At 65.7% G+C, this 20485-nt stretch carries 24 protein-coding genes and 1 tRNA gene; 14 read left to right on the plus strand and 11 right to left on the minus strand.

Going from position 1 to position 20485, the window contains the following annotated elements; genetic code table 11:
- Positions 1 to 316 precede the first annotated feature (316 nt).
- The 3 genes from dnaG to QX010_RS12195 form a co-directional block, all read right to left on the minus strand.
- Positions 317 to 2323 (minus strand): DNA primase, encoded by a 2007-nt coding sequence (dnaG, locus tag QX010_RS12185; RefSeq protein WP_316179721.1) that lies wholly within the window; start codon positions 2321 to 2323, stop codon positions 317 to 319.
- Positions 2324 to 2490: 167 nt separating this feature from the next.
- Positions 2491 to 2901: a gamma-glutamylcyclotransferase family protein gene (locus QX010_RS12190; RefSeq protein ID WP_315802658.1), complete on the minus strand. Its 411-nt coding sequence runs from the start codon at positions 2899 to 2901 to the stop codon at positions 2491 to 2493.
- 37 nt (positions 2902 to 2938) lie between these two features.
- Entirely contained in the window at positions 2939 to 3763 is an 825-nt protein-coding gene (locus tag QX010_RS12195) for a transglutaminase family protein (RefSeq protein ID WP_316179722.1), read from the minus strand.
- Positions 3764 to 4013: 250 nt separating this feature from the next.
- Between QX010_RS12195 and QX010_RS12200 the strand changes: the two genes are divergently transcribed.
- Positions 4014 to 4817, plus strand: a complete 804-nt coding sequence (locus QX010_RS12200) for an N-formylglutamate amidohydrolase (protein WP_316179724.1) — start codon at positions 4014 to 4016, stop codon at positions 4815 to 4817.
- A gap of 4 nt (positions 4818 to 4821) precedes the next feature.
- Here QX010_RS12200 and QX010_RS12205 read toward each other — a convergent pair whose 3' ends face one another.
- Positions 4822 to 6231 carry a PLP-dependent aminotransferase family protein gene (locus tag QX010_RS12205; protein WP_316179726.1) on the minus strand — a complete coding sequence of 470 codons (1410 nt, stop codon included), beginning with the start codon at positions 6229 to 6231 and terminating at the stop codon, positions 4822 to 4824.
- Positions 6232 to 6257: 26 nt separating this feature from the next.
- Between QX010_RS12205 and QX010_RS12210 the strand changes: the two genes are divergently transcribed.
- Together QX010_RS12210 and QX010_RS12215 are read left to right on the plus strand one after the other, a co-directional pair.
- The gene (locus QX010_RS12210; RefSeq protein WP_315802654.1) at positions 6258 to 6461 is read left to right on the plus strand and encodes a hypothetical protein; all 204 of its coding nucleotides are present in this window, start codon (positions 6258 to 6260) and stop codon (positions 6459 to 6461) included.
- A 25-nt stretch (positions 6462 to 6486) separates the two neighbouring features.
- The gene (locus QX010_RS12215) at positions 6487 to 7323 is read left to right on the plus strand and encodes a PhzF family phenazine biosynthesis protein (RefSeq protein WP_316179728.1); all 837 of its coding nucleotides are present in this window, start codon (positions 6487 to 6489) and stop codon (positions 7321 to 7323) included.
- A gap of 76 nt (positions 7324 to 7399) precedes the next feature.
- Here the strand turns inward: QX010_RS12215 and QX010_RS12220 are convergent, their stop codons facing one another.
- Positions 7400 to 8020, minus strand: a complete 621-nt coding sequence (locus QX010_RS12220; protein WP_316179730.1) for a LysE family translocator — start codon at positions 8018 to 8020, stop codon at positions 7400 to 7402.
- 142 nt (positions 8021 to 8162) lie between these two features.
- Here QX010_RS12220 and QX010_RS12225 point away from each other — a divergent pair, with 142 nt between their 5' ends.
- The gene (locus QX010_RS12225) at positions 8163 to 8477 is read left to right on the plus strand and encodes a metalloregulator ArsR/SmtB family transcription factor (RefSeq protein WP_316179731.1); all 315 of its coding nucleotides are present in this window, start codon (positions 8163 to 8165) and stop codon (positions 8475 to 8477) included.
- Positions 8470 to 9009 carry an SRPBCC family protein gene (locus QX010_RS12230; protein ID WP_315802650.1) on the plus strand — a complete coding sequence of 180 codons (540 nt, stop codon included), beginning with the start codon at positions 8470 to 8472 and terminating at the stop codon, positions 9007 to 9009. Before QX010_RS12225 ends, QX010_RS12230 begins: the two co-directional genes overlap by 8 nt.
- A 13-nt stretch (positions 9010 to 9022) precedes the next feature.
- Here QX010_RS12230 and QX010_RS12235 read toward each other — a convergent pair whose 3' ends face one another.
- The 4 genes from QX010_RS12235 to QX010_RS12250 all read right to left on the minus strand — a co-directional run bounded on the left by QX010_RS12235 (position 9023) and on the right by QX010_RS12250 (position 13066).
- Complete coding sequence (locus QX010_RS12235) at positions 9023 to 9445, minus strand: hypothetical protein (protein ID WP_315802649.1); 423 nt, start codon at positions 9443 to 9445, stop codon at positions 9023 to 9025.
- Positions 9446 to 9557: 112 nt separating this feature from the next.
- Positions 9558 to 10334 (minus strand): DUF2189 domain-containing protein, encoded by a 777-nt coding sequence (locus tag QX010_RS12240; RefSeq protein WP_316179733.1) that lies wholly within the window; start codon positions 10332 to 10334, stop codon positions 9558 to 9560.
- A gap of 355 nt (positions 10335 to 10689) precedes the next feature.
- Entirely contained in the window at positions 10690 to 12297 is a 1608-nt protein-coding gene (locus QX010_RS12245; protein ID WP_316179735.1) for an acyl-CoA synthetase, read from the minus strand.
- 313 nt (positions 12298 to 12610) lie between these two features.
- Positions 12611 to 13066 carry a GatB/YqeY domain-containing protein gene (locus tag QX010_RS12250; protein ID WP_315717508.1) on the minus strand — a complete coding sequence of 152 codons (456 nt, stop codon included), beginning with the start codon at positions 13064 to 13066 and terminating at the stop codon, positions 12611 to 12613.
- A 191-nt stretch (positions 13067 to 13257) separates the two neighbouring features.
- Between QX010_RS12250 and carA the strand changes: the two genes are divergently transcribed.
- The 3 genes from carA to QX010_RS12265 all read left to right on the plus strand — a co-directional run bounded on the left by carA (position 13258) and on the right by QX010_RS12265 (position 15699).
- Positions 13258 to 14454 (plus strand): glutamine-hydrolyzing carbamoyl-phosphate synthase small subunit, encoded by a 1197-nt coding sequence (gene carA, locus QX010_RS12255; protein ID WP_316179737.1) that lies wholly within the window; start codon positions 13258 to 13260, stop codon positions 14452 to 14454.
- A gap of 147 nt (positions 14455 to 14601) precedes the next feature.
- Positions 14602 to 15093, plus strand: coding sequence for a PaaI family thioesterase (locus tag QX010_RS12260; protein WP_316179739.1), 492 nt, complete (start codon positions 14602 to 14604; stop codon positions 15091 to 15093).
- A 63-nt stretch (positions 15094 to 15156) separates the two neighbouring features.
- Positions 15157 to 15699, plus strand: a complete 543-nt coding sequence (locus QX010_RS12265; protein WP_316179740.1) for a cupin domain-containing protein — start codon at positions 15157 to 15159, stop codon at positions 15697 to 15699.
- On the opposite strand, the gene QX010_RS12270 is transcribed toward QX010_RS12265, so the two are convergent.
- Positions 15700 to 16026, minus strand: a complete 327-nt coding sequence (locus tag QX010_RS12270) for a metalloregulator ArsR/SmtB family transcription factor (protein WP_315802866.1) — start codon at positions 16024 to 16026, stop codon at positions 15700 to 15702.
- On the opposite strand from QX010_RS12270, the gene QX010_RS12275 reads away from it, so the two are divergent.
- The 4 genes from QX010_RS12275 to QX010_RS12290 all read left to right on the plus strand — a co-directional run bounded on the left by QX010_RS12275 (position 15989) and on the right by QX010_RS12290 (position 18815).
- Positions 15989 to 16537 (plus strand): YeeE/YedE family protein, encoded by a 549-nt coding sequence (locus QX010_RS12275; protein ID WP_316179742.1) that lies wholly within the window; start codon positions 15989 to 15991, stop codon positions 16535 to 16537. The two genes, QX010_RS12270 and QX010_RS12275, sit on opposite strands and share 38 nt — an antisense overlap.
- A gap of 6 nt (positions 16538 to 16543) precedes the next feature.
- Complete coding sequence (locus tag QX010_RS12280) at positions 16544 to 17011, plus strand: DUF6691 family protein (RefSeq protein ID WP_316179743.1); 468 nt, start codon at positions 16544 to 16546, stop codon at positions 17009 to 17011.
- Positions 17012 to 17022: 11 nt separating this feature from the next.
- Complete coding sequence (locus QX010_RS12285; RefSeq protein WP_316179745.1) at positions 17023 to 17916, plus strand: MBL fold metallo-hydrolase; 894 nt, start codon at positions 17023 to 17025, stop codon at positions 17914 to 17916.
- A gap of 107 nt (positions 17917 to 18023) precedes the next feature.
- A complete protein-coding gene (locus tag QX010_RS12290; RefSeq protein WP_315802864.1) occupies positions 18024 to 18815 on the plus strand; it encodes a sulfite exporter TauE/SafE family protein in 792 nt (263 codons plus the stop codon).
- A 72-nt stretch (positions 18816 to 18887) separates the two neighbouring features.
- Here the strand turns inward: QX010_RS12290 and QX010_RS12295 are convergent, their stop codons facing one another.
- Entirely contained in the window at positions 18888 to 19415 is a 528-nt protein-coding gene (locus QX010_RS12295) for a DNA starvation/stationary phase protection protein (RefSeq protein WP_315802641.1), read from the minus strand.
- A gap of 108 nt (positions 19416 to 19523) precedes the next feature.
- On the opposite strand from QX010_RS12295, the gene QX010_RS12300 reads away from it, so the two are divergent.
- Together QX010_RS12300 and QX010_RS12305 are read left to right on the plus strand one after the other, a co-directional pair.
- Positions 19524 to 20228, plus strand: a complete 705-nt coding sequence (locus QX010_RS12300; protein WP_315802640.1) for a class I SAM-dependent methyltransferase — start codon at positions 19524 to 19526, stop codon at positions 20226 to 20228.
- A 107-nt stretch (positions 20229 to 20335) separates the two neighbouring features.
- Positions 20336 to 20412 (plus strand) — tRNA-OTHER (locus QX010_RS12305).
- Positions 20413 to 20485 lie beyond the last annotated feature (73 nt).

A 20485-nucleotide genomic window follows, 5' to 3' on the forward strand; every position in this document is an offset into this window, starting at 1 on the left:
AACGTCGCCACCCCATGAAGTCTTTCGCTCGTGTCGCCCTACGCTGGTGTCGTCCCGTTTTCGGACCGGCGCGCGTTTCTTGCAAAAGCGATACCGGTTTTGCAATCGAATCCGGCGCCCGACATGCAGGCGCGGTGTCCGACAGCGAAACCAACCCATCTGCTGCAGAAAATGCCCCGGACCTCTTAAACTTCGATTAACCCTGTTTTTGCAGCCAAACCATGGATTTGGCGAGTCTTTTCGCGCGGACCCGAGACCGCGCAAGCGGACCGGGTCGAAATGTGCTCAGTTCGCGACAGGGCGCCGGGCATCCGGTCTACACGTTGCGGTTGGTGCGACCGGACAGTTCCCCGAAGCCTTCGATCAGCGCTTCGGTGCCGTCCATCTCGGCCATCCTGGCCTTCACGTCCCTCAACCAGCCCATGTTCGGCTCGCTCGGCTCCTCGCCCAAGGCAAGCTCGGCATCCTTCAATTCCCTAAGTAAGGAGTGCCATTGCCGATGCAAGGCAACGAGCTGGTGCCAGGTCGCAAGAACGTCATCGCGCGCCGCGCCGGGCTTCGCCGCCCACACCGCAGCGGTCGTGATTGCCCGCTCAACCCGTTGAAGAAGCTCGGAAAAGCCTGACTTCTCCAAGTCGGCCCGCATCTTCTCGGCCTGCTCGTCCGGGTCCGGCGAATGGTGGTGGTCGTGGGCGAAGGCCGCGATGATCGCGGCGCGGAGCTTGTGCGCCTCGGGATGGGCCAGTTCGAGGGCTGCGACCTCCTCGAGGTGGTCGTGCAGGATCCAGGGGTGGTTGATCAGGCACTGCAGGATCAGCGCCTCCCGGCGCGAGATCGCCGAGCGCTGGCCGCGCATGATCGGGCTCATGGCGAGCTGGGGGCTCGCCGCCTGGTAGGGTCCGCGGGCCATCGCGGGTCCTGTGGATGGCGCGCCGCCGCGGCGGCCGCCCCCTGTGGATAACCGCCCCGGCTGTCCGGAACCGGGACTGCGGGGGCCAAACCGCCGTCCTGATTCGGCACCGTAGCCGCGGCCAAAGCCCCGGCCACCGTCCGGCGCGAACGCCCGGTACAGCCGGTCGCTGAGATCCTGCTTGTAGTAGCGCCGTACCACCTCGTCGGCGATGCCGCCGGTGAGCTGACCGATCCGCGCCTCCAGCGCGGCGCGGCGCTCCGGGGTGTTGAAGCTGCCGCCCTCGATCTCGCGCGACCAGATCACCTCGGCGAGAGGTTTTGCGACCTTGAGCACCTCCTCGACCGCGCCGCGGCCGCCGGAGCGGACGAGATCGTCGGGATCCTGTCCCTCCGGCAGCAGCGCGAAGCGGAGACTCTTGCCGGGCTTGAGATGCGGCAAAGCAAGGTCCGCGGCACGATAGGCTGCCTTTTGGCCGGCGCGGTCGCCGTCGAAGCAGAGGATCGGTTCGTCCACCATCTTCCAGATCAACGAAAGCTGGCTCTCGGTCAGTGCGGTGCCGAGCGGCGCCACGGCGCCGGCAAAGCCGGCCGCCACCAGCGCGATGACGTCGACATAGCCCTCGACCACGATCATCGGCGCGCCGTTATGCGCGGCCTGACGAGCGCTCGGCAGGTTGTAGAGGTTGTCGCCCTTGTGGAAGAGCGGCGTCTCCGGCGAGTTCAGGTATTTCGCCGGCACGTCCTTCTGCAGCGCGCGGCCGCCGAAGGCGATGACGCGTCCACGGAGATCGGTGATCGGAAACATCACGCGGTCGCGGAAGCGGTCGTACGGCACAGGAATGTCGTCGCCGCCGACCAGCAATCCCGCCTCGACCATGTCGGCCACCGGCACGCCCTGGGCGCCAAGATATTCCTTCAAGCCGAACCGATCCGGCGGCGCGTAGCCAAGCCGGAATTGGAGCTGCGTCTGCGGCAGGATCGCGCGATCGGCAAGATAGCCACGGGCGCGCGCGCCATGACGGGACGCCAGCGTGTCAGAAAAGAACTTCGCCGCCAGCTCCATCACGTCATACAGCGTCTTGCGCTGCCGCTCCTGGCGCGCCGCGTCGGGCGTCACCGCGGGCAAGGCCAGGCCGGCGATCCCCGCCAGCCGCTCGACCGCCTCAGGGAACGAGCAGCCCTCAGTCTCCATCACGAAGTCGAAGATGTTGCCATGCTTGCCGGAGGAGAAGTCGTGATAAAAACCCTTCTGGTCGTTGACGTAGAAGGACGGCGTCTTCTCCTGCTGGAACGGCGACAGCCCCTTCCACTCCCGCCCCGCCTTCTTGAGCTTCACGCGCTTGCCGACGACGTCCGAGACCGGAAGCCGGGCGCGCAGCTCATCGAGAAATTCCGGCGTGAAGCGAGCCATGGGTGAGGCGGTGGTCCTGTGTTGATGGACTTACGCATATAGGCACCCGTGTACGAAATGTGAACTTCCTCGCCCTTGTCCGGGCTATTCACAGGCCCTGCTCTCTTCTTAAGTCATTCCGGGGCGACCGCAGGGCGCGCCGCGGAATGACGGGAGGAGAGAGGGGATCAAGGCGCCAGAAAGCGCCCCGAGGCGATGCGGGCGGCCTCGTCGACCGGCCAGTTGTAGACATAGGTCCAGGCCTCGCGGGCCGAGCCGTCGGCCAGCGTGACGCTGAGGCGCTGACGCAGGTACTCGGTCGGCTGCGCGAAGCCCTCGCCACAGGCCTCGTACATGTCGAACTCGCGCAGCATGGGCTCGGGCTGGCGCAGCCGGAACAGCTCGCCATGGACGGCATCCACGGCGTCATCCGAGAGCACGAGGCCGGGATAATGCTGGATCCGGTACAGCCGGCCGCGGCAACTGGCCTCGGCGACGAAATCGGCGTTGGCCGACAGCAACCGCGCCATCGGATGGTCGAAGCCACGCATCAAGGTGCCGTAGACGAACAGGAGATCGGATGTCGTGTCGGAGGTCATCGCCCTGCATAGCCGGCCTCGCGCGGCGAGGCCAGCTTCACGCCACGCCGCGGGCCGCCACGATCTCGTCGCTGACGACGTGGAATTTGGTTAGCGTCATCCGGCCGAACGAGGTCGACAGTGCGACGTCGGCGGCATCGCGCCCCGTGGCCATCAGGATGCGGCCGATGCGCGGCACGTTGTGGCGGGCGTCGAACGTGTACCATTCGCCCGAGAGATAGGCCTGAAACCAGCCTGAGAAATCCATCGGATAGGGCTCCGGCGGAATGCCGATGTCGCCCATGTAGCCGGTGCAATAGCGCGCCGGGATGCCCATGCAGCGGCACAGGGTCAGCGCCAGATGCGCGAAGTCGCGGCAGACGCCGGTGCGCTGCTGATAGACGTCGTGTGCCGACTTCATGTGATGCGCATGCTCATAGCCGAAGCTGACATGATCGTGGACGAAGTCGCAGATCGCCTGCACGCGCGCCCAGCCCGCCGGCACGCTGCCGAACAGCGACCAGACGACGTCGGTCAGCTTGTCGGTCTCGCAATAGCGACTCGGCATCAGATACAGCAGCAGATCGTCCGGCAGCTGGTCGATCGGCAGTTGCTGCGCGGCGGGCTCGACGAGATCGGGCAAGCCCGTATCACGCACGATGGCGCTGCCGTGGAAGGTGACACCGCCGCTCGGCGCCACCAGGCGGCCGCAGATGTTGTCGAAGCTGTCGCGGTAGAAGCTGATCGGCACGCCCGGCTCGGCGACGATGGTCTCGGCGCCAACGATGTCCTGGCGGCGCGAGGGATGGATCGACAGCATGATCACCATCGGCGTCGCCGCGGGCGCGGCGTAGGCGATCTCGAACCCGACCTTGATCTCCATCAGTCCCCTCTTCCGCACGCGCGGCTCTCGGCGTGTTCGATGGTCTCAGCACGCGGCTCGGCGGCGCTGACGGCCTGACGCGAACGCCACCCACAGAACCGATCGGGTCCGGCCATATCAGGCCTTGTGATCGCCTCGCGGGATCGGCATCGTCATCGAATCATCATCGCGGTTTTCGGCGATCCGATCCAGATTGGCCCCTGCTCAATTGCAGATCGTCATGCCGCCTGAATGAGCAACGAACGTGATCATGAATCAGCCGCGCGCGACCGATACGAAAAGACTCCTTCAGGGCGACGAAGTTCCGCCGGTCTACGAGCAGAACCAGGATGGCGCCTCCGCGCTGGTCTTCACCTGCGATCATTACGGCCGCCTGCTGCCGCGGGCGCTCGGTAATCTCGGCCTCGACGAGAGCGAACTGGAGCGGCACATCGCCTGGGACATCGGCATCGCCGGCGTGGCGGAGGCCGTGTCGCGCGCGCTCGATGCGCATCTGATCGCGCAGCGCTATTCGCGGCTGGTGATCGACTGCAACCGCTCGCCGAAGGCGCCGAACGCGATTCCGATGATCAGCGAGCGCACCACGATCCCCGGCAATGAGGGCCTGACGCATGAGGACGCAGAGCTGCGGCGGCGCGCCATCTTCGATCCCTATCACGACCGCATCACCGCGGTGCTCGATGCGCGCAAGGCCGCGGGGCGGCCGACCATTCTCGTCTCGCTGCACAGCTTCACGCCCGTCTATGCCGGCATCGGGCGGCCCTGGCACATCGGCACGCTGTATCAGCACGACCGTGTGCTGCCGCCGCTGCTGTTGAAGGCGCTGCGGGCCGAGCCCGATCTCGTGGTGGGCGACAATCAGCCCTATGCGGTCGGCGACGGCACCGACTACACCATCCCCGTGCATGGCGAGGCGCGCGGGCTGATCAATTCCGGCATCGAGATTCGTCAGAACGAAATCGCCGAGCCCGAGGGCCAGCAGCGCTGGGCCGAGCGGCTGATCCGCATTCTCGGCGAGATCGAGGTCGAGCTGCGCAGCAAGGGCCTCGCGTAGCCTGCTACTCCGTCATGTCGGAGGCGTCGTGATGCGACAGCAATCCGGCAAGCCGCCACAGAGCTGTGCGCAGATCCTCGTGGCTTGGCAGGCCGAGCGCGAGCCTTACCGCGTTCGGTGAATGACCGTGCGCCACTGCAAAGGCGCTCGCCGGGGTGATCGCGATGCCGGCACGGGCTGCTGCGGCCGTCAAGGCTTCGGCGCGCCAGCCCTCCGGCAGGTGCAGCCAGACATGGTAGGAGCGCGGATCGGCCTCGATGTGATGGCCGGCGAGGCACTCGGCGACGATCGCCTGGCGCACCAGCGCATCGGCGCGCTTGCGCCTGGTGATCTCGGCCGCCGTGCCGTCGGCGAGCAGCCCCATGCCGGCGGCCAGCGCCAGCGACGTCACCGACCAGGCCCCGGTGCGCACCGTGGCGGCGAATTTTTCGCGCATGGTCGAGGGGACGTACAGGAAGCCAACGGCGATGCCCGGCGCCAGCCGCTTGGCAAGGCTGTCGACCACGACGACGCGCTCCTCGGCCTGCGTCGCCAGCGAGACCTGATCGCTGAGGAAGCCGTAGACCAGATCCTCGATGATCATCAGCTCGTGCTTGCGCACCAGACGCACGATCTCCTCGCGCCTCGCCTCGCTCATCGTCAGGCCGAGCGGATTCTGCATCACCGGCTGGATGTAGATCGCGTTGAGCGCGCTGCTGCGATGCGCCTTGGTCAGCGCCTCCGGACGGATGCCCTCGCCGTCCATCGCGAGCGGCACCAGGGTCACGCCGAGCCGCGCCGCGATGCCCTTGATCATCGGATAGGTCACGGCCTCGACGCCGAGCCGGCCGCCGACCGGCACCAGCGCCGAGATCGCCGCAGCCAGCGACTGCCGCCCGCTGCCGGCGAAGACGAAATTTTCCGCACGCGGGCGCCAGCGCTCGCTGGCGAAGAAGGCCGCGGCGGTGCGCCCGGCCTCGGCCAGCCGACGCTGCGTGATCGGCGCCAGCACCGGCGCCAGCTTCTCCGGCCGCTGCCACGCGGCCAGCGACTTCGCGATCAGGGCCGCCTGATCCGGCAGGGTCGGAAAATTGAATTCGAGATCGATGCGGCCGTCGAACGGCTCCAGCCGCAGCGAGGGTGGCACCGGCACCGCCTCACCCGCGACGAAGGTGCCGCGCCCGACCTCGCCCACGACCAGGCCCCTGCGCAATAATTCGGCATAGACGCGGGCTGCCGTGGATGCGGCAATTCCCCGCTCATAGGCGAACTGGCGCTGCGGCGGCAGCCGGTCACCGGCCTTCAGCCTGCCGTTGGCGATGTCCTCGGCGATGTCGTCGACCAGGGCCGTATACGAAGCATTCATGCTATATTGTACCGAGAGCAATGTTTCGATTGCACCGAGATATGTATGGCGCGATTGCTCTTCGAACAACGCAATTGAAGAGCAATAGGTGACTCATGGCATATTCCCTGGCGCAGCGTTGGGCAACTCCGCAAGTTGCCCACGGAAAGAGCAATTTGCTCGGGGTGCCGCAACTCTGGCTGCAGCGCCTGTTCTGGCGGTCCGAACTGGCAATGCTGGATCGCGACCAGATGCGCGACTGCGGCCTTGATCCGGCAATCGTCCAGGAAGAGGCCAACAAGCCGTTCTGGCGCGACTGACAACGACGTCGAGGAGGACACCGAAATGCCGACGCTTCCGTTCCATCAAGTCGACGTGTTCTCCAAGGTGGCCTTCAAGGGCAACCCGCTTGCCGTGATCGCCGAGGCCGACGGCCTCGACGATGCGGCGATGCGGGCGATCGCCAACTGGACCAACCTGTCCGAGACCACCTTCCTGTCGCGTGCCCAGGATCCGGGCGCTGATTATCGCGTGCGCATCTTCACCCCGCAGCGCGAGCTGCCTTTTGCAGGCCATCCGACGCTCGGCTCGTGCCACGTATGGCTCGCGCTCGGCGGCCGGCCGAAGGGCGAACACGTGGTGCAGGAATGCGGCGCGGGCCTCGTGCGCATCAGGCGCGACGGAGAGCGGCTCGCCTTCGCAGCCCCGCCGCTCAGGCGCTCCGGCCAAGTCGATGCCGAACTGACCAGCAGGATCGCAGCAGCGCTCGGCATCCAATCGAGCGCGATGCGCGCCGTGCAGTGGGTCGACAACGGCCCGGGCTGGATCGGCGTGCTCCTCGACTCGCGCCGCGCGCTGCTCGACATCCGCTTCAATCCGGCGGCGCTGCCGCAACAGCCGATCGGCGTGGTCGCACCATGGGATCGAGCGCAGGATGGCACGGATGCCGACTACGAGGTCCGCGGCTTCATGTGGGGCGGCGGCGAGGACCCGGTGACGGGCAGCCTCAATGCAAGCCTGGCGCAATGGCTGATCGGAGCCGGAATTGCTCCGAAGCAATATGTTGCGTCCCAGGGCACCGTGCTCGGCCGCGCCGGCCGCGTCCATGTCGCGCAGGACGGCGACACGATCTGGATCGGCGGCGACGTCGCGCCGGTGGTGAAGGGGACGATCAGCCTGTAACGCCGACGGCCCCTCCTCCCTCCCCCCCCCCCCCGGGCCCTCCGGGGTGAGAGCAGGCCCTAAACTCAATGCGGGCTCACCGCGCCCGCGTCAGCGCCAGCCAGACCCCGCCCCCGATCATGAAGCCGCCGGAGATGCGCGACACCAGCCGGGTCCGCCTGGCCGAGAACAGTTTTCGCGCACGGCCCGCGAGCAGCGCATAGATCGCGTCGGTGAGACCCGCGATCACCATGAAGGTGACGCCGAGCAATCCGACCTGCGGCACGTGATCCCGGCCCATGTCCATGAACTGCGGCAGGAACGCCCCGAAGAACACCATCACCTTCGGGTTCGACAGCAGCACCAGCAAGCCCTGCAGGAAGAAGCCGCCGCGCGGCGGCGGAGGCGGCTCCTCGCCCGCCGAGATCCCCTCGATCGGCGAGCGGATGAGCTGAATGCCGAGCCACACCAGATAGGCCGCGCCGATCAGCCGCACCCATTCGAACCAATAGCCCATGGTCGCCATCAGCGATGTCAGGCCGACAGCGACGATGCCGATCGCGATCGCAAGCCCGGTCTGCACGCCGGCGATACTGATCAACGCGGCACGGGTTCCGTGACGCAGACCGTTGGCGATCAGCAGCGTCACGACGGGACCGGGCAGCAGCGCAAGCCCGATGCAGGCGGCAACGAAGGCGATATAGACTTGCAGGGACATGAGGCGCCTCGATGTGGATGAGATGTCACTAATGCACGGCATGTCGGCAGAGGGAAGCTGCAACATCTCGACGTATTCCAAGTCGAACAACTTGCAGCGCTCCGCTTGACACGCAACCTTTTGGTTGCCTATTCTTCATCAAATGGACGACGTCTTCAAGGCGCTGGCGGATGCGTCGCGGCGGGCGCTGCTCGACAGGCTTCATGCGCGGAACGGCCAGACCTTGACCGAGCTCTGCGACGGCCTCGCCATGACGCGGCAGGCGGTGACCAAGCACCTGGCGATTCTGGAAGCGGCCAATCTGGTCACGACGCTCCGGCACGGCCGCGAGAAGCTGCACTTCCTCAATCCGGTGCCGATCCACCAGATCGGCGACCGCTGGATCAGGAAATTCGAGCGCGCCAAGCTCGTCGCGCTCGGTGAATTGAAGAAGCGATTGGAGGAACGGGATGACTGAGCCGAAGGAGACCCACGCCGTCGATCTTGCGCACTTCAAGCCGGAGACGGTGTACACGATCTACATCGCGGCGACGCCGGAGAAGGTGTGGCAGGCGCTGACCTCGGCCGAGTTCAGCCGGCAATATTTCTTCGGCTTCGCGATTGAAGCCGAGCTGAAGGCGGGCGGCGCCTTCATCGTGCGCGCGCCCGACGGCTCCGAGCACATCAGCGGCCAGGTGATCGTCTGCGAGCCGCCGTACCGGCTGACGGTCACGTGGGATGTCAACTGGCCGGGCCTCGTCGACGCACTGGGCCGCACGCTCGTGACCTACGAGATCGAACCGGCTGGCGACGCCGTCCGTCTCACGATGACCGAAGCGCATGAGCGGCCGCTCTCCGACGACATCCTGTCCGGCGGGCGCCAGGGCTGGCCGGCCATCCTGTCGAGCCTCAAGAGCGTGCTCGAGACCGGCAAGCCGCTCGCGGTGAAGATGACGCCGCCGACGCGCATGCTGGCGGCCCTGAAGGCGATGGGGATTGCAGTGCCTTGAACGACAAGGCCTGCTACGATACCGCAGCGATCTGTGGGATGCTGGCGAGAACAACGCCGACCTGGACCGCATTGCTCAGCATGCCACCCCAATGTAACCGGCGCAGCCGACGCACGGCCGTCGCATCGCCGGAATCCCTGTCGCGGATGCGCGCGTCCATCTGCCGCAGAAACCAGCGGCGCGAGAGCAGCGCGAACGCCGCGATCAGGCCAATGCCCAGCCCCAGAACGGGGCGACCGTCGGCCAGAACGACCAGCGCGCCGATGCCACCAGCGATCGAAAGCGCCACGAAGTAGGAGTCGAACATGCCGCGCAGGAGCCGGGTGACCGGCACGATGTCGAGCCGCACCAGCAGAAAGGCCGGCGCGGCCAGCAGCAGATAGAACATTGGCAGCAACAAGACGATCGTGGCAAACAACGCGATGTTGTCCGGCATCATTCTCCTCCGATATTGGCGCCGGAAGGACCACCGGCGAGCCGCGTTTCGAAACGAGCCCGTTCGAGGGCGTCCATGCTCCATCGAACCTTCGTCGCGGCTCGCCCTTGCCTTACGCCGGAGCTACGATCCGGCGGTACAGATGCCAGGTCGCATGGCCCAGCACCGGCACGGTGACCAGCAGTCCCAGGAAGTACGGCAATGCCGAGATGATCAGCAGCACGGTGATGACGGCGGCCCAGCCGATCATCGGGCCGGGACTGGTCACGACCGCGCGCACGCTGGTGATCATCGCCGTCACGAAATCGACGTCGCGCTCCAGCAGCAGCGGAAACGACACGACCGTGAGCGAGAACAGCACCAGCGACAGGGCGGCGCCGTCGAGATTGCCGATCGCGAGGAAGAGCAGACCTTCGTTGGTCGTCAGCACCACGGTCATGAACTCCCTGATGCTGGAGAAAGAAGCATTGAGCCCGAGCAGCAGCGCGATCAGGAGGCGCACCTGGTACATCCAGATGATGAAGAAGAATAGCGTCACGAACGCCATCCAGCCGATCTCGCCGCGCGAAGTGATCGTGCGCCAGATCCCGCCATAGGACATCGGCTGGCCGAGTTCACGGCGGCGGCTGACCTCATAGAGACCGATCGCGACGAACGGGCCTATCAGCGCAAACCCCGCGGCCAGCGGATAGGCCAAGTAGACCATGCCGAAGGCGGTGACGCACAGCACGATGCTGATGCCGCCGAGCACGTAGATCAGCCCGAAAGCAAGGCCGAACATGGGCTGAGCCTGAAAATCGCGGAGGCCTTGCGTCAAGGCCTCGGCAATATCGGCCGTGGTGATGCGGCGCACCACGGGATCGGATCGTCCCGAGACGGATGCGGTCATCGGCGTACCCTCCAGACTGTTGTTCTTTGCACCGATGCTAACAGCGGGAGGGCGGGGATTTCAATTTCAACTTGTAGGCAGAGGATAAGGGCGTGACCTTCACATCTCGTCCGACGATGAAGCTCTCACAGCACGGACGGTATGCTCCCTCTCCCGTTCTTACGGGGTGAGGGTTGGGGTAAGGGGCAAACGCACGGGAAGTGTCCGTGGCGAGACCTGTCCCCCCTCACCCGGATTGCATCTGACGATGCAATCCGACCTTCCCCGCAAGCGGGGCGAGGTGCACCGAGCGTGCCGCGCCACCTTGCTTTACATCTCAGCGACTACCGACGAAAAGGCGGTCGGACCGCCGCCCCTACCCCCGCGCCCTCAACTCCCGCCGCAGCACCTTGCCGGTCGCCGTCATCGGCAGGGTGTCGGTGAATTCAACGTGGCGGGGGTATTCATGCGCGGCGAGCTTCACCTTGACGAAGTCCTGGATCTCTCGCGATAGCGTGTCATTTGCAACGAAGCCGGGCCGCAGCACGATCCACGCCTTGATGGCCTCGGTGCGCACCGGGTCGGGAATGCCCACGACGGCCGCCAGCGCGACCGCCGGATGCTTGAGCAGCGTGTCCTCGATTTCCGCCGGGCCGATGCGATACCCGGCCGACGTGATGACGTCGTCCTCGCGGCTCGCATACCAGAAATAGCCGTCGTCATCCTGGGTGCCGAGATCGCCGGTCAGCAGCACGTCGCCCGCGAACTTCTTCCGCGTCGCCTCCGGATTGCGCCAATATTCTATCATGGTGCAGGGATTGGGCTGGCGCACGCCGATGATGCCCCTCTCGCCGCGCGGCAGCTCCTCGCCCTTGTCGTTGACGATCAGAACCTGGAAGCCGGGCGTCGCCTTGCCCATCGAGCCCGGCCGGATCGGAAACAGCTTTGCATTGTTGCCGACCACGAGATTGCACTCGGTCTGGCCGTAGATCTCGTGCGCATCGATGCCGAAAGTCGCGCGCACCCAGTCGAGCAGCTCGGCGCCGAGCGACTCGCCGCCGGTGAGGATGCTGCGCAGCCGGACCCCCTCGTGCTTGACGTTGGCCTGGCGCATCAGCTTCAGCGCCGTCGGCGGCAGGAACACGTTGCGGACGGCGTAGTCCGCCATCAGTTGCATTGCGGCCTGCGGCTCGAATTTCTTGGCGCGATAACCGATCACCGGCACCGCGTGATACCAGGCCGGAAACAGCGCGTCGAACAGGCCGCCGATCCAGGCCCAATCCGCCGGCGTCCACATGACGTCGCCCGGCTTCGGCAGGAAGCCGTGCACCATCTCGACATTGGGCAGATGTCCGAGCAGCACGCGATGGGCGTGCAGCGCGCCCTTGGGATTACCGGTCGTTCCCGAGGTGTAGATGATGATGGCAGGGTCGTCGCTTGACGTGGCGACGGTCGGGAATTGATCCGAGGCGCGCTCCAGCGCCGGCCAGAATGGCCGGGCGCCGGGGCCGTCGCCGTCAGTGACATAGATCGTCTTGAGCTCCGGCAGATGGTCGCGAATGCGCGCAAGCTTCGCAAAGCCCGTGGTGTCGGTGACGACGACCTTGGCGCCGGAGTTCTGCAGCCGGAATTGCAGCGCGTCCTCGCCGAACAGCGTGAACAGCGGCACCGAGACGAGACCGGCGCGAAACGCCGCCAAATGGACGATCGGCAGCTCCAGCGACTGCGACAGGAACACCGCGACGCGGTCGCCCTGCGCGAGACCATCGGCCTTCAATACGTTGGCGAAGCGGCAGGAGTGCTCCCGCAGCTCATCGAATGAGACGCGTCGTGCGGCGCCGTCCTCCTCGACGACGATCAGCGCCAGTCGCCTGGAGCCGTCGGCGTGGCGATCGCAGGTCGCGACCGCGATGTTGAACTGCGCCGGAATGTCCCAGCGGAAGTCGCGCGTGAGCTGTTCGTAGTCGGACGTTTCCTTGAGCATGGAGGAGGCGTTTCCCTCTCGGTTGTTAGTTCAAGCGCTTCGCCCATGAGCTGGCGATTGCATGGGCGCTTGCACGGTCTCCTTACGTCACCCCGCTCTTGTCCGCCGTAGCTCGAAGAGCGAAGGCGGATGCGGGGGAGAGGTCGGATTGCATCCAAGATGCAATCCGGGTGAGGGGGTACAGGGGGGTACAGGTCTCACCACCAGCACTTCCCGTGCGTCTGCCCCTCACCCCAACCCTCTCCCCGTGAAGAACGGGGAGAGGGAGCGCACTGCCCGTGCGGCTCGCGCCGTGCGCAAAAATAGGCGGTGGCTAGCCCGACAGCGCCGCCTTCACCAGCGCGCTCGCCTTGGCGAAATCCATCTGGCCGGTATACTTCGCCTTCAGCACGGCGATCACCTTGCCCATGTCCTTCATGCCGGCGGCGCCAGTCTCGGCGACCGCAGCGGAGATGGCGGTCTTCACCTCGTCGTCGCTCATCTGCTTCGGCAGATAGGCCGAGATGACCGCGATCTCCTCGCGCTCGCCGGCGGCGAGCTCGGCGCGGCCGCCCTTCTCATACAGCTCGACCGATTCCTGACGCTGCTTGATCATCTTCTGCAGCACCGCGAGCACGTCGGCGTCGGTCAAGGGCGGCTTGCCTTCGCCGCGCGCGGCGATGTCGGCGTTCTTCAAGGTCGAGTTGACCATGCGCAGGGTGGACAGCTTGCGCTCGTCCTTGGCCTTCATCGCCTCCTTGACCGCATTGTTGATGTCGTCGCGCAGCATGATCTTGCCCTCTCGAATTCCGTTGCGGCTGGTCTAGGCGGTTCGTCCCGGCGAGACAACTCGGTTCCGCATACGTTCCGGCCGTTCACTCGTAAACCAGGCCATTCTCCGTGCAAATTGACCGAAATCGCGTGTGAATCGCTCGCTTCCCGCTTTGACGCCGCTCGCCAGGGGCACTATGTAGAGGCCTCATGACACACATCGATACTGACGCCGCCTGGCCGGACCATAAACCGACCGCGCTCCTCGTGCTCGCCGATGGAACGGTGCTGGAAGGCTACGGCCTCGGCGCCGAGGGCCACGCGGTGGGCGAGGTCTGCTTCAACACCGCAATGACCGGCTACGAGGAGATCCTGACCGATCCGTCCTATGCCGGCCAGCTCATCACCTTCACCTTCCCGCATATCGGCAATGTCGGCACCAACGACGAGGATATCGAGACGGTGAACATGGCGGCGACGCCGGGCGCGCGCGGGGTGATCCTGCGCACGGCGATCACCGACCCATCGAACTACCGCGCCACGCGCCATCTCGACCAGTGGCTGCGCGCGCGCGGGATCATCGGGCTGTCCGGCATCGACACAAGGGCGCTGACCGCGCTGATCCGCTCCAAGGGCATGCCGAACGCCGTGATCGCGCATGCCAGGGACGGCCATTTCGACCTCGACGCCCTGAAGAAGGAAGCGCGGGAGTGGCCGGGCCTGGAGGGCATGGACCTCGTGCCGATGGTGACTTCCGCCCAGCGCTTCACCTGGGACGAGACCCCCTGGGTGTGGAACGAGGGCTTCGGCCAGCAGACCAAGCCGGAGTTCAACGTCGTCGCGATCGACTACGGCATCAAGCGCAACATCCTGCGCCTGCTCGCCGGCGTCGGCTGCAAGGTGACGGTGGTGCCGGCGACGACGCCGGCCGAGGACATCCTGGCGATGAAGCCGGACGGCGTGTTCCTGTCGAACGGACCGGGCGATCCCGCGGCGACCGGCAAATATGCCGTGCCGGTCATTCAGCAGGTGATTTCGTCGGGCACGCCAACCTTCGGCATCTGCCTCGGCCATCAAATGCTCGGACTTGCGGTCGGCGCCAAGACCAAGAAGATGCATCAGGGCCATCACGGCGCCAATCATCCGGTCAAGGACGAGACCACCGGCAAGGTCGAGATCACCTCGATGAACCATGGCTTCGCTGTCGACCAGGATACGCTCCCATCGGGCGCGACGCAGACCCACATCTCGCTGTTCGACGGCTCGAATTGCGGCATCCAGCTCGAGGGCAAGCCGGTGTTCTCGGTGCAGTATCACCCGGAAGCTTCGCCCGGCCCGCGCGACTCGCACTATCTGTTTCAACGCTTTGCCGAGCTGATGCGCGAGAAGAAGCGCAGCGCAGCCTGAGGCCGGTGACTCCAGACAATTCGAAATGCCCGGGCTGGTCCCGGGCATTTTTCTGTCCGCAATCATGTGATCGCCTGCGTCGGTATTGCCCTCGATCTTTTCGCACAGCATTTATATGATAGATGTCATACCTTGGAGGTCGACAACATGAGCGAGACGGATTTGCGCGGTGAATTCGGCGTGGTGCCGCTGGCGGTGCTGGCGTCGATGCCCGGGCTCGATTTCGTGCGCGGCATCTTTGCCGGGACTTTGCCGCAGCCGCCGATCATGCAGACCGTCGCGCCGTTTGACTGCAGCGCCGAGCCCGGCCAGGTCGTCATGCACAGCGTTCCGGCCTTGCGGCACTACAATCCGATCGGCTCGGTGCACGGCGGCTACGCCGCGATCCTGCTGGATTCCGCGATGGGGCTCGCCGTCCACACGATGTGCCCGCAGGGCAGCGGTTACACCACGCTTGAATTCAAGGTCTCTTTCATCAAGGCCATGACCGAGGCCACCGGCATCGTGAGAACGGAGGGCAGGACGCTGTCGTTCGGACGCCGCGCCGCGACGGCCGAGGCACGCATCGCCGATTCGCAAGGGCGCCTGCTGGCGCACGCCACTACGACTTGCCTGGTGTTCGAACTGCCCAAGGCGTGAACTGGAACGGCGGCCACGCAGGCCGGTTGATGGGGGTGAGGTTCATCTTTTTCCGAGGTCGCCATGCCTGCCGCCCCCTCGCCACGCGTCAAGACAAGCGAACCGCTCGGCATCGTATTCACGGACGACGGCCTCGTGCCCAACAATCCGCTGCCGTTCCTGGTCTACGAGGCCGTCATCGATCTGGATAGCACCGATCCGGCGGCCGACATCGAGCGCATGTTCGCCGCCAATGGCTGGGGCGACATGTGGCGCAACGGAGTCTACGACTATCTGCACTATCATGCGACCGTGCATGAGGCGCTGGGCGTCGCCAGCGGAACGGCGCGGGTCCGCTTCGGCGGCGACCGCGGTCGGGAACTGGAGCTTCGGCCAGGCGACGTCGCCATCCTGCCGGCGGGCACCGGACATCAATGCATCTCCGCCAGCAGCGATTTCTGCATCGTCGGCGCCTATCCGCCCGGACCAAAGATGCAGATCACGCGGCCGACGCCGGAGAACTACGCCCGCGCATCGAAAACGATTCCGGCGGTGCCGCTGCCCGCGACCGATCCCGTCCTCGGTGCGGATGGCCCACTCACGCGCCTGTGGCACCAGGCGCGCTGATCAGGCGCAATACAGCCGATACAGTGTCTGCAGGATCTCGCGGACCTCGCGGCTCGCCAGCCGATAGTAGATCGTCTGGCCATCGCGCCGGGTGGCGACGAGATCCAGCGCGCGCATCTTGGCGAGATGCTGCGACAGCGCCGCCTGTCGCAACCCGACCTGCTCGGCGAGATCGCCGACCGCGCGCTCGCCGTCGATGAGGTTGCAGAGCACCATGAGGCGCTTCGAATTCGCCATGGCAGCGAGCAGGCCCGCCGCCTCCTCCGCCTTGACGTCGAGCGCCGCCACCATGGCCTCACGGGTTTTGCGCCTGGCCTGTGTTGTCATCATTGTTACTTCTTCATTTTCGTATATATGCAATAATGCACATGATAGCCGATTGCAACATGCCCCTGACGAGGGAATCAAGGACGATATGATCACGGAGTATACAGCGGTTACGGCGCTCGCAGGCGGCGCCCTCATCGGCGCTGCAGCCGTCATGCTGATGGGCCTGACCGGCCGCATCGCCGGCGTCAGCGGCATTGCCGCGCGGCTGTTGCCGCCCTGGGACAGCGCCCTCGCTGGCCGGCTCGCCTTCATAGGCGGCCTGGTCGCGGCCGCCCTTGCAGTCCGCATCGTCAGCGGGAGCCTGCCGCCGCTGAAGCTGGAGGTCGGTCCGATCGATATGGTTGCAGCCGGGCTGCTGGTCGGCTTCGGGGCGGTCTGGGGCAACGGCTGCACCTCGGGTCATGGCGTCTGCGGCATCGCCAGCCTGTCGCCGCGCTCGATCGTCGCCACGCTGGTGTTCATGGCCACCGCGGTCGCGACCACCTTCCTCGTTCGCCACGTGCTGTGAGGCGCCATGATCATCTTCATCCAGTTCATCTTCATCCAGTTCATCGTCGGCCTCGTCTTCGGCCTCGGGCTGCTGCTCTCGGGCATGTCCAATCCGGAGAAGGTGCTCGACTTCCTCGATTTCGCCGCGATCCGCTCCGGCGGCTGGGATCCGAGCCTGATCCTGGTGATGGCTGGAGCGGTCGGGGTCACCTTCGCCGGCTTCCGATTGGTTTTCCGGCGCCGGCGTCCCGTCCTCGGTGACCAATTTCACCTGCCATCCTCGCAGATGCTGGATTGGCGGATCGCAACCGGCCCTGCGATCTTCGGCATCGGCTGGGGCCTCGCCGGCATCTGCCCGGGCCCGGCCTTCGTGGCGCTCGGCTACGGCTCGCCTGCCGTCGTCCTGTTCGTCACGGCCATGATGATCGGAATGGCCGCAGCCCGCATGCTCTCGCGCCGCCGGCCCTCGCTCGCCGCGGTCACTTCAGAATGAGGAAGGATTGAATGCCCGGCATGCCACATCCGGTCGACCTGTCGGTGAAACCCGAGGTCACACCGTTCTTCGACCCCGCCACCAACACCGTCAGCTACGTGGTCAAGGACCCAGGCTCGCGGGCCTGCGCCGTGATCGATTCAGTCATGGACATCGACTATGCCTCGGGGCGCATCGCGCCGCATTCGGCCGACAAGATCATCCGCCGGATCGAGGATCGCGGCTGGCAACTGGACTGGCTGATCGAGACTCATGTCCATGCCGACCATCTGTCGGCTGCGCCCTACATCCAGTCCCGGCTGGGCGGCAGGATCGGCATCGGCGCCAACATCAGGATGGTGCAGGAGACCTTCGGCAAGATCTTCAACGAAGGCACCGAGTTTCAGCGCGACGGCAGCCAGTTCGACCGCCTGTTCCATGATGGCGACAGCTACCGGATCGGCGCAATGACCGCCTTCGCCATGCATACGCCGGGTCACACGCCGGCCTGCATGACCCATGTGATCGGAGACGCCGCCTTCGTCGGCGACACGCTGTTCATGCCGGATGGCGGCTCGGCACGGGCCGACTTTCCTGGCGGCGATGCGCGCACGCTGTATCGCTCGATCCGCCGCGTGCTGGACCTGCCTGACGCGACGCGGCTGTTCATGTGCCACGACTACGGTCCAAACGGCCGCGACATCCGCTGGGAAACGACGGTGGCCGAGCAGCGCGCGAACAACATCCACGTCCGCGACGGCATCACCGAGGATCAGTTCGTTGCCGCCCGCGAGGCGCGCGACCGCACCTTGGACATGCCCAGACTGATCATCCCCTCCCTGCAGGTGAACATGAAGGCGGGACGGCTGCCGACGCCCGATCAGGACGGCCGGCGCTTCCTGAAAGTGCCGCTCAACGCACTCTAAGACACCCCTCGCCCCACCGAGCACGCGGCAGACGTCGCGGCTCGGCTTTCCCATTTGGCAGCGGCCGGGCACCGGCGCGGCACGCCACTCTGGAGCATCGCAGGATGATCTTGTCCGCTGCCGAGCTCGCGCTCGGCTCGCTGTCCGGCTCTTTCGTCGGATTCACGCTCGGCCTGATCGGCGGGGGCGGATCGGTGCTGGCCGTGCCGCTCATGGTGTATCTGGTAGGCGTCGGCAATCCCCACGTCGCGATCGGCACGAGCGCGGTCGCCGTGGCGATCAACGCGGCGGCCAATCTCGCCAATCATGCCCGCTCCGGCAACGTCAAATGGCCTTGTGCGCTGGTGTTTGCTGCAACGGGCGTGGTCGGCGCCTTCGCTGGCTCGACGCTCGGCAAGATGGTCGACGGTCAGAAGCTGCTGCTGCTGTTCGCCCTGGTCATGATCGTGATCGGACTCTTGATGCTGCGCAAGCGCGGCACGAACAGCCAGCTGGACGTCAAGCTTTCGCGCGACAATCTTTTGCCGCTAGTGGCATTCGGCTTCGGCACGGGAACGCTGTCCGGCTTCTTCGGCATCGGCGGCGGCTTCCTGATCGTTCCGGCTCTGATGTTTGCGACAGGCATGCCGATCCTCTACGCGATCGGCTCCTCGCTCGTGTCCGTCACGGCGTTCGGACTGACGACCGCGGCGAACTACGCGCTGTCGGGGCTGGTCGACTGGGCACTGGCGGCGACCTTTCTTGTCGCCGGCATCGCCGGTGGCCTGGTCGGTGCCAAGCTGGCCGCTCGCCTGTCCGGCACGCGCGGCACCCTGAACAAGGTGTTTGCCAGTGTGGTGTTTGTGGTGGCGGCTTACATGATCTACCGGAGCTGGTCGGCACTCGGCCACTCCACATAGCGCGGCATCGAGACTGGACGGGCGCACCACGTGCTCGCAGCGCGCCCGGACCTCAACTCGACGCGGGCCCGCTTATGCCGCGTTGCTGCCTTCCTGGCGGCTGGCTTCGAACAAGAACCAGGTGCGGCGCTCTGTCTCGTCGATGAAGGTCTCCAGCAATCCCGCGGTGGCCGGATCGTCATTGTCGTCGCACAGCTCGTGCGCCTTGCGCATCGCGGCCGCCATGTGCTTGTTGTCCTCCATCAACTCCCGCAACATCTCGCGCGGCGGCACATACTCCTCGTTGTTGTCCTTGATGGTCTGCAGCTTGCTGATCTGGCCAATCGACTTGACCGTGGTACCGCCGAGCTTGCGAACTCGCTCGGCGAGCTGGTCCGTTGTGGCGAAGATCGCGTCCGACTGCTCGTCGAGCATCAGGTGATAGTCATGGAAGTGCCGGCCGCTGACGTGCCAGTGGAAATTCTTGGTCTTAAGGTAAAGCGCGAACGCATCGGCAAGCAGCGTGTTCAACGCCGTCGAAATCTTGTTCACGGCGTCCGGCGACAGATCGGTCGGGGTATCGAGCTCGGGGGCGGTCTTGTCGGTCTTTGCTTTACTCACGGGTCAGCCTTCCTGTTAGAAGCAGCGATGGACACGGGTGATCGGACCCGTTAACGCTCGCTGACCCCCCAAGTTCCCATCAAGGAACTGTGTTTGCCGGAACCCGCCATGGACGACTGGATCGACTATTACGATTCCACGCACACGATCTATGCGAGCAAGCTGCATCGCGACCTGCACTTCCAGGCGATTGCGCGCGACATCGTCGGCTATATCCCCTCGCCCGACGCGGTCGTTCTCGACTATTCCTGCGGAGAAGCCTTATCGGCCGCCAAGGTCGCCGACGCCTGCATGACGCTGATCCTGGCCGAGCCGGCGCCGGGCGTGCGCGGCCGGCTGATCGCGCGTTTCGCCCCCAACACCAAGATCCGCGTGCGCTCGCTGGACGAGCTGCGCAACATGCAGGAAGGCTCGATCGACCTCGTCGTCATGAACTCCGTGGCACAGTACATGAGCGAGGCGGAATTCGACGCAGCCCTGGCCGTGATCAGGCGGCTGCTGAAGCCGTCCGGAAAGTTCGTCCTCGGCGACGTCCTGCGCCCGGACGTTGGCATGGGCCGCGACGTGCTCGCGCTGCTGATGTTCGCCGCACGGGACGGCTTCCTCAAGGATGCCATGGTCGGGCTGGTCGCCACTGCCCTGTCCGATTACCGGCAGCTGCGGACGAAGGTCGGCCTGCAGCGCTACAGCGAGGCCGAGATCCTGGCGAGACTGAAGAAGGCCGGCCTCAGCGCGGTGCGGGCGCCGAAGAATATCGGCCACAATCCCTGGCGCATGACCTTCGTGGCGCAGCCGGTGACGGGAACCGCGTGACCGGCCGAGCCGACCAGCCCGCGCGCTGGCCCAACATCGAGCAACCGGATTAGGGTTAACTGAAACACGGGCTGGCTCACGCGGCCGTGAGAGGTAAGATCATTCCCGGCCCGGTGGCGGAAGCTACGACGCGAAGAGCGGTGCAACGCTCTTGAACCTGGTTCAAGTCCAGGCCGGGCCTCCAGCCTTCGCCGCTGCGCGGCTTCGGCTCTGCGAGCCATCCGCCGCCCTTCCGCCAGCTCCGGCCAATTTGACCG

It is taken from the genome of Bradyrhizobium sp. SZCCHNRI1009 (assembly GCF_032487575.1).
GTDB lineage: Bacteria > Pseudomonadota > Alphaproteobacteria > Rhizobiales > Xanthobacteraceae > Bradyrhizobium.

Bases quoted from the DNA above. Each gene is read 5' to 3' on its own strand.
- dnaG (WP_316179721.1), bottom strand. From the start codon at position 2,323: ATGGCTCGCTTCACGCCGGAATTTCTCGATGAGCTGCGCGCCCGGCTT.
- QX010_RS12190 (WP_315802658.1), bottom strand. From the start codon at position 2,901: ATGACCTCCGACACGACATCCGATCTCCTGTTCGTCTACGGCACCTTG.
- QX010_RS12195 (WP_316179722.1), bottom strand. From the start codon at position 3,763: ATGGAGATCAAGGTCGGGTTCGAGATCGCCTACGCCGCGCCCGCGGCG.
- QX010_RS12200 (WP_316179724.1), top strand. From the start codon at position 4,014: ATGAATCAGCCGCGCGCGACCGATACGAAAAGACTCCTTCAGGGCGAC.
- QX010_RS12210 (WP_315802654.1), top strand. From the start codon at position 6,258: ATGGCATATTCCCTGGCGCAGCGTTGGGCAACTCCGCAAGTTGCCCAC.
- QX010_RS12215 (WP_316179728.1), top strand. From the start codon at position 6,487: ATGCCGACGCTTCCGTTCCATCAAGTCGACGTGTTCTCCAAGGTGGCC.
- QX010_RS12220 (WP_316179730.1), bottom strand. From the start codon at position 8,020: ATGTCCCTGCAAGTCTATATCGCCTTCGTTGCCGCCTGCATCGGGCTT.
- QX010_RS12225 (WP_316179731.1), top strand. From the start codon at position 8,163: ATGGACGACGTCTTCAAGGCGCTGGCGGATGCGTCGCGGCGGGCGCTG.
- QX010_RS12230 (WP_315802650.1), top strand. From the start codon at position 8,470: ATGACTGAGCCGAAGGAGACCCACGCCGTCGATCTTGCGCACTTCAAG.
- QX010_RS12235 (WP_315802649.1), bottom strand. From the start codon at position 9,445: ATGCCGGACAACATCGCGTTGTTTGCCACGATCGTCTTGTTGCTGCCA.
- QX010_RS12240 (WP_316179733.1), bottom strand. From the start codon at position 10,334: ATGACCGCATCCGTCTCGGGACGATCCGATCCCGTGGTGCGCCGCATC.
- QX010_RS12245 (WP_316179735.1), bottom strand. From the start codon at position 12,297: ATGCTCAAGGAAACGTCCGACTACGAACAGCTCACGCGCGACTTCCGC.
- QX010_RS12250 (WP_315717508.1), bottom strand. From the start codon at position 13,066: ATGCTGCGCGACGACATCAACAATGCGGTCAAGGAGGCGATGAAGGCC.
- carA (WP_316179737.1), top strand. From the start codon at position 13,258: ATGACACACATCGATACTGACGCCGCCTGGCCGGACCATAAACCGACC.
- QX010_RS12260 (WP_316179739.1), top strand. From the start codon at position 14,602: ATGAGCGAGACGGATTTGCGCGGTGAATTCGGCGTGGTGCCGCTGGCG.
- QX010_RS12265 (WP_316179740.1), top strand. From the start codon at position 15,157: ATGCCTGCCGCCCCCTCGCCACGCGTCAAGACAAGCGAACCGCTCGGC.
- QX010_RS12275 (WP_316179742.1), top strand. From the start codon at position 15,989: ATGGCCTCACGGGTTTTGCGCCTGGCCTGTGTTGTCATCATTGTTACT.
- QX010_RS12270 (WP_315802866.1), bottom strand. From the start codon at position 16,026: ATGACAACACAGGCCAGGCGCAAAACCCGTGAGGCCATGGTGGCGGCG.
- QX010_RS12280 (WP_316179743.1), top strand. From the start codon at position 16,544: ATGATCATCTTCATCCAGTTCATCTTCATCCAGTTCATCGTCGGCCTC.
- QX010_RS12285 (WP_316179745.1), top strand. From the start codon at position 17,023: ATGCCCGGCATGCCACATCCGGTCGACCTGTCGGTGAAACCCGAGGTC.
- QX010_RS12300 (WP_315802640.1), top strand. From the start codon at position 19,524: ATGGACGACTGGATCGACTATTACGATTCCACGCACACGATCTATGCG.